The 543-nt window shown below is 46.2% G+C and carries 1 rRNA gene; it reads right to left on the bottom strand.

What is annotated here, in order from left to right:
* A 23S ribosomal RNA gene (locus L5M10_RS24090) occupies window positions 1-374 on the bottom strand; the annotation flags it as partial.
* Window positions 375-543 lie beyond the last annotated feature (169 nt).

Here is a 543-nt window from a genome sequence, read left to right as displayed (position 1 = left end):
GTGTCCCGCCTTACTCGTTTTCATCAATGGTTAGTTTTCATGTACGGGGCTATCACCCTGTGCCGCTGCGCTTTCCAACGCATTCCACTAACACCCCACTGACTTAAGGGCTAATCCCCGTTCGCTCGCCGCTACTAGGGGAATCTCGGTTGATTTCTTTTCCTAAGGGTACTTAGATGTTTCAGTTCCCCTCGTTCGCCTCGCAACACTATGTATTCATGTTGCGATAACAGCTTATGCTGCTGGGTTACCCCATTCGGACATCGTTAGCTCAAATGCTTGTTACTAGCTCGCCAACGCTTTTCGCAAGTTACTACGTCCTTCATCGCCTCTGACTGCCAAGGCATCCACCGTATACGCTTAGTCGCTTAACCATACAACCCAAATGAGTTTCACTCACCTGCGTCGCATTGCGACCAGCTTGGTTTTACTTGTCTCACTTCTGACCAAAGAAGTGGACGCGCCTTAGACGTAAACTATTCAATAAAGAATAATTTACTATTGAATATTCAAGACACTTAATAAAGTGTTTGAGAACTCATG

Origin of the sequence: Shewanella sp. SM32, assembly GCF_025654235.1 — a bacterium.
GTDB classification, from domain to species: domain Bacteria; phylum Pseudomonadota; class Gammaproteobacteria; order Enterobacterales; family Shewanellaceae; genus Shewanella; species Shewanella oncorhynchi.
The sequence above is the reverse complement of the archived record's forward strand: the minus strand, read 5'-3'. Positions and strand labels throughout refer to the sequence as shown.